The following is a 9218-nucleotide window of genomic DNA, read 5'->3' on the forward strand; positions in this document are numbered from 1 at the left end:
AAAAATCACAGTACCAGCAGGAGTAACAGAGTTTACAATTACAACACCAACAGTAGATGATGCATTAAAAGAAGATACAGAATCGTATGAGATTTCTGTAGGTGGAGTAGATGCAACAGGAACAATCTTAGATAATGAGGTTTTAATAACTTTAGACTCTCCAAATGATGTAGATGAAAATGCTACTAAAGCTACATATACACTAAATGTTAATATTGCTCCACAAAGTGACTTAAAAGTAATAGTTAATATAAATGGAGAAACTAAAGAAGTTATTATCAAAGAAGGAGAAACTTCAGCAACATTTGATGTAGAAGTAAGAGAAGATGATAAATATAAAAATGAAGATGATGAATACAATGCAGAAATTGTAAGCCATGAGGGAGGTAATTATCAAGGTGAAGTTTCATATAATAACGAAGACAATACTTTTAAAGTAACAGATGATATAGATGCTATTGATGTAACAGTAACAGCAGTTGCAACTGCTCCAAAAGTTATTGATGTTGATACAGAATTTGGAGAAGCTACTGGTATTAATGTAACTGCTTATGATGTATATGGGAATGAAGGTACTTTATCTGTTGTGAAAGGAACAAATCACGATGGATTTGGTGTTCAAGGTAATACTTCAGGTTCAGGTGCAAGTTCAGAGTTAGGTCATGGAAATAATGGGGTTAGTGAAAAAATAGTTTTTGATTTTACTAATGATGCTGATTCATTAGATGTAGCTTTTGCTTGGAGACATAATGGAGAGACAGCAAGAGTTACATTTTTTAATGATACAGAAGAGTTAGGGTATGCAGAAGTTACTGGAGGTGGTTCTAGTACGGATGCAACTGTTAATTATTATGATGTAAATGGTAATTTATTAAAATCAGTTCAAGCTCAAGGTGGAACAGATAGAGTTGATTTATCTTATACTTTTGAATTTCCAGATGCAAATGGTGAACCAACTGCTTTTGATAAAGTAGAGTTTAGTGCACCAGGGCATGATGATGATTATTTAATAAATGAAATCTCATATACAGAAGTTATTGACCCAGAGATTACAAATATTAATACATCTGAAGGTAAAGTTACATTTAATATTCAAGTAGATGAAAACTATCCACCTCAAGGTCAAGCAAAAGCTATTGTTGAAGTAAATGGACAAGAGTATGAGGTTGATTTAAATGCTACTGGAAGAGGTGTACTAACTGTTGATGCAAAAGATTTTGATGATTTATCTGATATTAATATTGTTGTAAAAGAGATTGTTGGTGGAAATTATGAAAAAGTAAATGGAACTGATAGTTCATTTGATTTAAGTGATTCTTTCAAAGATGATTTAAGTTCAACAAATGATAATATTGTTGTTACAGAAGATACAACATATGTATTAACAGAAACAGATTTTGGTGAGCTTGGAAAAGATGTAAGGGAGTTTAAAATTACACAAATTCCTGAAAATGGAACTTTATACTATAAAGTAACAAGTGGACAAACAGTTATTGATAAAGAGGGTAATACTTATGTGGTTACAGAAGATACAACAATTGAAATTGCAGAAAATCAAGTTATCTCTTTAGCTGACATTGCTTCTGGAAAAGTTACTTTTGAACCTGATTCAAATAGTGATGAAGATGGTAGTTTTAAATTTGAAGTTTCAGATGGAACTACATGGCATGATGAGGAGTATACAACATCAGTTGAAGTAAAAGCAGTAGCAGATGCACCAACTGCTTCAATTTCTGTTAGTAATGCAACTATAATAGTTGATAATTCAGACTTTGATTATGATAGTTATGTTCAAGAATTAAAAGACAATTCTGATACATATATTGAAGGTACTGAATCACATGGTGATTATTTATCAGCAGATAGATTTAACAATACTGATGATTTTATTGATGGAAAAGACTTATCTGATAATATGATAGGTTATGATGGGGATGATGTATTCTTAGGACAAGAAGGAGATGATTCTATTTATGGAGGACATGAAGGAGCATTACCTTCTGTTTCAGATGGAACTGATACTGTAATATACAGAGGTAATTTTGATGATTATAAAATTACATTTATTAGTGATGGTTCAAATGTTAGAATAAATGTAATTGATACTAGATATGATGCATCTAAAGGTTGGTCTCATCCTGACAATCAAGGTTTAGATACTTATGAAATGGGTGATAATTTATATAGTATTGAAAAATTAGTATTTAAAGATGGTGTTTATGATGTTATTGATGGAGAACTTGTAAAAGAGGGAACAAAAACATTTGAGTATGATGTAGATATTAGTGCTGCATTAACTGATACAGATGGAAGTGAAACATTAAGTGTAAAAATTGATGGAGTTCCTGAGGGTGCTACACTTGAAAGTATAGATGATACTTATACTATTACAAAAAATAGTGATGGTTCATATAGTGTAGAAGTTCCATCAGATGCAACATCTATAAGTGACAATTTAAAATTAAAAGTTCCTGAAGATAGTGCAGGTGATTTTAATCTAACTATTACAGCAAGAGCAAGTGAATCAAATGATAATGAAGATGGAACAAACTATAAAGAAACAACAAACAGTGATGCAGTTCCTTTTGCACAAGATGAATCACAAGTATTGGATTTTGGAGATACATATAGTAAAACAGATGAAAATATTGTAATTGTTTTAGATATTTCAGGAAGTATGGATGATTATGTTCAACAAGAAGACGGTTCATGGATAACTAGATTACAATTAGCAAAAGATGCTTTACAAAATATGATAGATACATATAAAGAGTTTTCAAATGTAAAAATTAATTTAACTTCTTTTGCAAGAACTGCAGATGATTTAGATGATTCAACATATGTAGATGGTGAGTGGGTATCTCCTATTGATGGTTGGTATAGTCCAGAAGATGCATTAAAAGTTATAAATAAATTTGATGCAGGTGGTGGTACAAACTATGAAGATGCACTAGAAGAGACATATTCAAACTATACTCCTCCTACAAATGGAGAAAAAGCAACAGTTTATTTCATCTCTGATGGTAAACCAAGTGTTGAAAATAATGATGGTTGGTATGATGAATATGGAATTATTGATAGTAAATACTTAGAAAACTGGAAAGACTTTTTAGAAAACAATGCTAAAGAGTTAAATGTAATAGGAATAGGTAAAGGTATTACAGATACTACTTATTTAGATAAAGTTGCACAAGATGTTGGTAATGTAAAAACAAATGTGACAATCATAGAAGATGAAAATGATTTAAAAGATAGACTTGTTGAGAATGTTTATAAAAAAATTGAAGGAAATATTTTAGATAATATATCTGGAGGTGATGGTGAAATTTCTGTTGAGTCAATTGTTGTAGATGGAAATATCTATACAATAGATGATGCATCAAATAATATTGTTACAATCTTAACTAGTTCAGGAGCTACTTTAGATTTTAATTTCCAAACAGGAGATTATAGCTTTGGTGGAAAATTTAATGATATAAAAGAGTTTACAGAAAGCTTTGTAGTAAATACTCAAGATGAAGATGGAGATAAAGCAAGTGTAAAAGTAAACATTAATATTGAAAATAATATTGATGATACTGTAACTACTCCAAGATTAGATTTTAGTGTAGAAGATAATGGTAGCCAAGTAATTAGTCATGATTATGATTATGTGAAACATGACAGTGATTATTATGGAGAAAGATATACAAATGAGGCTGAGTATATAAAATATAATGATGATGTAAAAGGTATAGTTCAAACATTTGGTGGAGATGATGTTGTTTATGTTGGAGATGATATTAAAGACAATGGAACTATATATTTAGGTAATGGAGATGACTTTATTACAGTTGAAGACAAAGTTTCTGGTTATGTATTTGGTGGAGAAGGTAATGATTCAATATATTTAAAAGATTATACATATAGTGATTATTATTACAATAAAGATTATATTCAAAGTCATATTAAAGATTTTGAAAACATTAAATTTAAAGATGGACACATCATAGGTGATTCAAATGCATTTAATAGTTCACCAATGAGTACAACTGTTTATAATTACACTATTGTATTAGCAGCTGTATTAGCTGATAAAGATGGAAGTGAAACATTGTCAAATATTACAATTGAAAATTTACCTTCATCAATCACTAGTATAAAAGATAGTAGTGGAAATGAATATACTGTTTCTAATGGAACAGTATCTTTACCATCAAATGAAGGTTTACAACAAGAATACACAGTTGTATCATCAACAGAATTATCTAACACAGAAATTAATTCAATGAAAGCAAGTGTAACTTCAACAGAATCTTTAAATGGTGAGCAAAAAACTACTGAAACAACTGCAAAACTTGAAGTAGAAGAGTCTTCAAATATGATTGGTACTGATGCAGATGAAAGATTTGATTCACATGGTTCAAATGCAAATATTAATGCAGGTGCAGGTGATGATGAGATTATTTATCATGAAGGAGATATTGTTGATGCAGGTGAGGGGGAAGATACTTTAAAAGTATTAAATGATGAAGATATAGACTTGTCAAATATTTCAACAAAAGTTGATAATATTGAAGCTATTGATTTAACAAATGATTTAGCAAATCATATTATTGTTGATGAACAAAGTATTGAAGATTTAACAGATGATGAAAATATCTTAAAAATCTTTGGTGATGAGTCTGGAGAAGATAGTGTAAGACTTGAAGGTAACTGGACTAAATCTGATACTACAGAAGAGATTGATGGAGAAAGATTTAGTGTTTATGAAGGAACAAGTGGGAATTCAAATATTAAAATTTTAATTGATGAAGATGTTTCAGTTGACCCTGATATTTAAAAAAGAAGAAGTTTTAACTTCTTCTTTTTCTTTTGTATCTCTTCTAATCTGAAATGCTTCATATTTTTTTTAAAGCTTTTTAGATATAATCAGCACTACTTTAAATAAAACTTCAACAAAATAGGAAAATTATGTCGAAAGAATTACTCCAAAAACAGGCTAATACAATTAGATTTTTAGCTGCTGATATGGTTCAACAAGCAAACTCAGGACATCCAGGTGCACCAATGGGACTTGCAGATATTGCTACAGTATTAAGTAATCACTTAAATATAAACCCTTCAAATGATAAATGGCTAAATAGAGATAGATTGGTATTTAGTGGTGGTCATGCAACAGGGCTTGTTTACTCACTTCTTCATTTATGGGGATTTGATGTAAGTATTTCAGATATTAAGAATTTTAGACAACATAACTCTAAAACACCAGGTCATCCAGAATATGGTCATACTCATGGAATTGAAATTACTACAGGTCCTTTAGGACAAGGTATTGCAAATGCCGTTGGTTTTTCGATGGCTTCAAAATATGCTCAAAATATATTAGGAAAAGATGTAATTAATCATAATGTTTATTGTTTATGTGGAGATGGAGATTTACAAGAAGGTATCTCTTATGAAGCATGTGCAACAGCAGGACATTTAGGATTAGATAATCTAGTTATTATTTATGATTCAAACTCAATTACAATTGAAGGAGATACTTCTATTGCATGGAGCGAAAATGTTAAGAAAAGATTTGATGCTATTAATTTCGAAGTAATTGAAATTGATGGACATAACTTTACACAAATAGATACAGCATTAAGTAAAGCAAAAGAAGCAACTAAACCAGTTCTTATTATTGCAAAAACTGCTATTGGTAAAGGTGCAGCTACACTTGAAGGAAGTCATCATACTCATGGAGCACCTTTAGGTGAAGATGAAATAAGAGCATCAAAACAAAAAGCAGGATTCAACCCAGATGAGAAGTTTGTTGTTCCTTATGATATTAAAGGTGCATTTGATAAATTAATCAAAGGTGTTGAAGCTGAAAATGAATGGAATGAATCTTTAAGTGATGAAATAAAAACAAAAATAGAAGAGCTTAAAAATCCTAATTTTGATGCAATCTCTTATCCAGAATTTGAAGAAGGAACAAGTGTAGCAACAAGAAGTTCAAATCACAAAATATTAAATGCAATAGCAAAAGCAATTCCAGGATTTTTAGGAGGAAGTGCAGACTTAGCTCCTTCAAATAAAACTGAACTTTTAGATATGGGTGATTTCCCAACAGGAAGAAATATACATTTTGGAATAAAAGAGCATGCAATGGCATCTATTTGTAATGCTATGAATTTATATGGATTATTTAGAGTTTATAGTGCTACATTTTTTGTATTTTCTGATTATTTAAAACCAAGTGCAAGAATTGCTGCATTATCAAATATTCCACATCATTTTATTTGGACACATGATTCAATAGGTGTTGGAGAAGATGGTCCAACACATCAACCAATTGAACATTTAACTCAATTTAGAGCACTACCTAATTTTTATGTATTTAGACCAGCTGATGCAACAGAAAATGTTGATTGTTGGAAAGTTGCTTTAAAATTAAATGCTCCAAGTGCTTTTGTTTGTTCAAGACAAAATTTAGAAGTTCTTAAATCAAATAAAGAGTTTGGTGATGTATCAAATGGTGCTTACTTACTTAAAAAAAGAGAAGGTGCAACTGTTACAATTATGGCAAGTGGTAGTGAAGTAATGTTAGCACTTAAAACAGGTTGTGCTTTAGAAAAAGATGGAATATTAGCAAATATTGTATCTGTTCCTTGTTTTGATTTATTAGTTGAACAAGATAAAGAGTATATCTCTAATATAATCGATAAAAATACAAAAGTTTTTGCAGTAGAAGCAGCTAGAGCTTTAGAATATTATAAATATGCAGATGTTGTTTATGGTATGGATAGTTTTGGTGCAAGTGCTCCTGCAAAAGATTTATTCGAAGAGTTTGGATTTACAATTGACTCTTTAAAAGAAAAAATAAAAAATGACTTATAAAAAATAGATAGGAAAATCCTATCTATTTTACTACTTTTTACTACTTTTAGCTAAAAAAATCAAGAAAATTAGAAAAAAACAATAAAATGAATGAATATTTATTAAAGTTCACTTTTAGTTCATTTTAGAGGTATAGAATTTCAATAAGTGAAAAATTAAACCAATAAAAAAATTAAGACTTAGTTTTTCAAAATTATCTAAAGGATATATTATGACTAAAAGAATGGAACACGATTTAATTGGTGACAGAGAGATCGATAACGAACTATATTATGGAGTGCAAACAGCAAGAGCACAAGAGAATTTCCATATAACAGGAGTAACATTATCACAATTTCCAACATTTATAACATCATTAGCAAAAGTAAAAAAAGCTTGTGCATTAGCAAACTATAATCTAAACTTATTAGAAGAGCACAAAAAGAATGCAATATGTGAAGCTTGTGATGAGATAATAAATGGATCATTACATGACCAATTTGTAGTGGATGTAATTCAAGGAGGAGCAGGAACTTCAACAAATATGAACGCAAATGAAGTAATTGCAAATAGAGCCTTAGAGATACTTGGACATGAGAAAGGTGAATACCAACATTTACACCCAAATAATGATGTAAATAAATCACAATCAACAAACGATTCATACCCAACAGCATTTAGAATAGCATTATTTGAGAAACTATATGAATTAGTAGACTCAATGAAAGTACTAAGAAAATCATGCATGGTAAAAGCAGAAGAGTTTAAAGATGTGATAAAAATGGGAAGAACACAATTACAAGATGCAGTACCAATGACATTAGGACAAGAGTTCCATTCATATGTAACAATGATAGATGAAGATATAGAAAGACTAATCGGAGCACAACAACTAGTAAGAGAGATGAACTTAGGTGCAACAGCAATAGGAACAGGGATTAACTCACATCCAGAATATGCACATGAAGTGGAACAAAGATTACAAGAAGTAACAGGAAGACCATTTGTAACAGCAAAAGATTTAGTGGAAGCAACACAAGATACAGGAGCATATGTACAAATATCAGGAGTGCTAAAAAGAGTAGCAATTAAAATTTCAAAAATATGTAATGATTTAAGACTATTAAGTAGTGGACCAAGAACAGGATTAAATGAGATTAACCTACCTGCAATGCAACCAGGGTCATCAATAATGCCAGGGAAAGTAAATCCAGTAATTCCAGAAGTAGTAAATCAAGTAGCATTCCAAGTAATAGGAGCAGATGTGACAATTACAATGGCAAGTGAAGGAGGACAATTACAATTAAATGTATTCGAACCAGTAATCGCATATAACTTATTTAACTCAATAAATATGATGAAAAATGCATTTGAGACACTATCAGAGAAATGTATAGATGGAATAACAGCAAATGAAGAGCATTGTAAAAGTTTAGTGTTAAATAGTATAGGATTAGTAACAGCATTGAATCCATATATAGGATATGAGAATTCAACAAATGTAGCAAAAGAGGCACTAGAGTCAGGAAGGTCAGTTTATGACATAGTATTAGAGAAACAGCTATTAACACAAAGTGAACTTGATGAAATTATTAAACCTGAAAATATGATTAAACCAAGAATGGTAAGTAAAAAACAATAAAATATCTTTTTTTGATAGTACCTTATATTAACTTATAATATTTGGTACTATCTTATAAACACTTTGCTAGCATAATTTTAATATAATATCGAAAAAAGATATTATTATGGAAGCATTCAAAATCTCATTAGCACTACTAACAATTATTGCAGTTGTATACTTTTTAGTAAAAAAGTATGATACTAAACTAGTTTTACTAGTTGCTGGGGTTTTTATGGCTTTAGTTGCATTAGAGCCAATGACAGCATTTAATTCCTTTGCAAATAGAATGGCCACAGATGGTCTTATTCAAGCAATATGTTCTGTTTTAGGTTTTGCAGCAGTTATGAAAATTACTGGTTGTGATAAACATATGATTAATATGCTAGCAGGGGTATTAAAAAGAACAGGAATTTTTTTAGTTCCTGTAGCTACACTTTTAACTTTTACAATTAATATTGCTGTTCCCTCTGCATCTGGTTGTGCAGCGGCTATTGGAGCCATTTTTATTCCTTTACTAATTCACTCTGGTGTAAGCCCTGTTATGGCAGCAGCAGCAGTTTTTAGTGGAACTTACGGAAGTATTTTAAGTCCTGGATTATCCCATAATATATTCGTAGCAAAATTAGCAAATATACCAGTATTAGAAGTAATTAATGCACATAAAATGGCAACAATATCAAGTATAGTAGTAGCAGCAATTACATTAGGTATAGTAGCAATATACTTAAAAGAGCATAAAGGTTATGTAAGT

Annotated in this window: 4 protein-coding genes; all 4 read left to right on the plus strand. The window is 30.3% G+C overall.

The features are described 5' to 3' along the window. A partial coding sequence (locus tag CP960_RS12935; protein WP_133121157.1) for a VWA domain-containing protein occupies positions 1 to 4822 on the plus strand: 4822 nt, incomplete at its 5' end. A 104-nt stretch (positions 4823 to 4926) separates the two neighbouring features. Further along, positions 4927 to 6864, plus strand: a complete 1938-nt coding sequence (gene tkt, locus CP960_RS12940; protein WP_322866846.1) for a transketolase — start codon at positions 4927 to 4929, stop codon at positions 6862 to 6864. Between the two features lie 211 nt (positions 6865 to 7075). Beyond that, positions 7076 to 8485, plus strand: coding sequence for an aspartate ammonia-lyase (gene aspA, locus CP960_RS12945; protein WP_101185903.1), 1410 nt, complete (start codon positions 7076 to 7078; stop codon positions 8483 to 8485). Positions 8486 to 8591: 106 nt separating this feature from the next. Further along, the coding region (gene dcuC, locus CP960_RS12950) for a C4-dicarboxylate transporter DcuC (RefSeq protein ID WP_165777367.1) at positions 8592 to 9218 on the plus strand (627 nt) is incomplete at its 3' end.

Origin of the sequence: Malaciobacter halophilus, assembly GCF_002837275.1 — a bacterium.
Lineage (GTDB): Bacteria > Campylobacterota > Campylobacteria > Campylobacterales > Arcobacteraceae > Malaciobacter > Malaciobacter halophilus.

Coding starts and splice junctions, on each gene's coding strand:
- aspA (WP_101185903.1), top strand. CDS start 7,076: ATGACTAAAAGAATGGAACACGATTTAATTGGTGACAGAGAGATCGAT.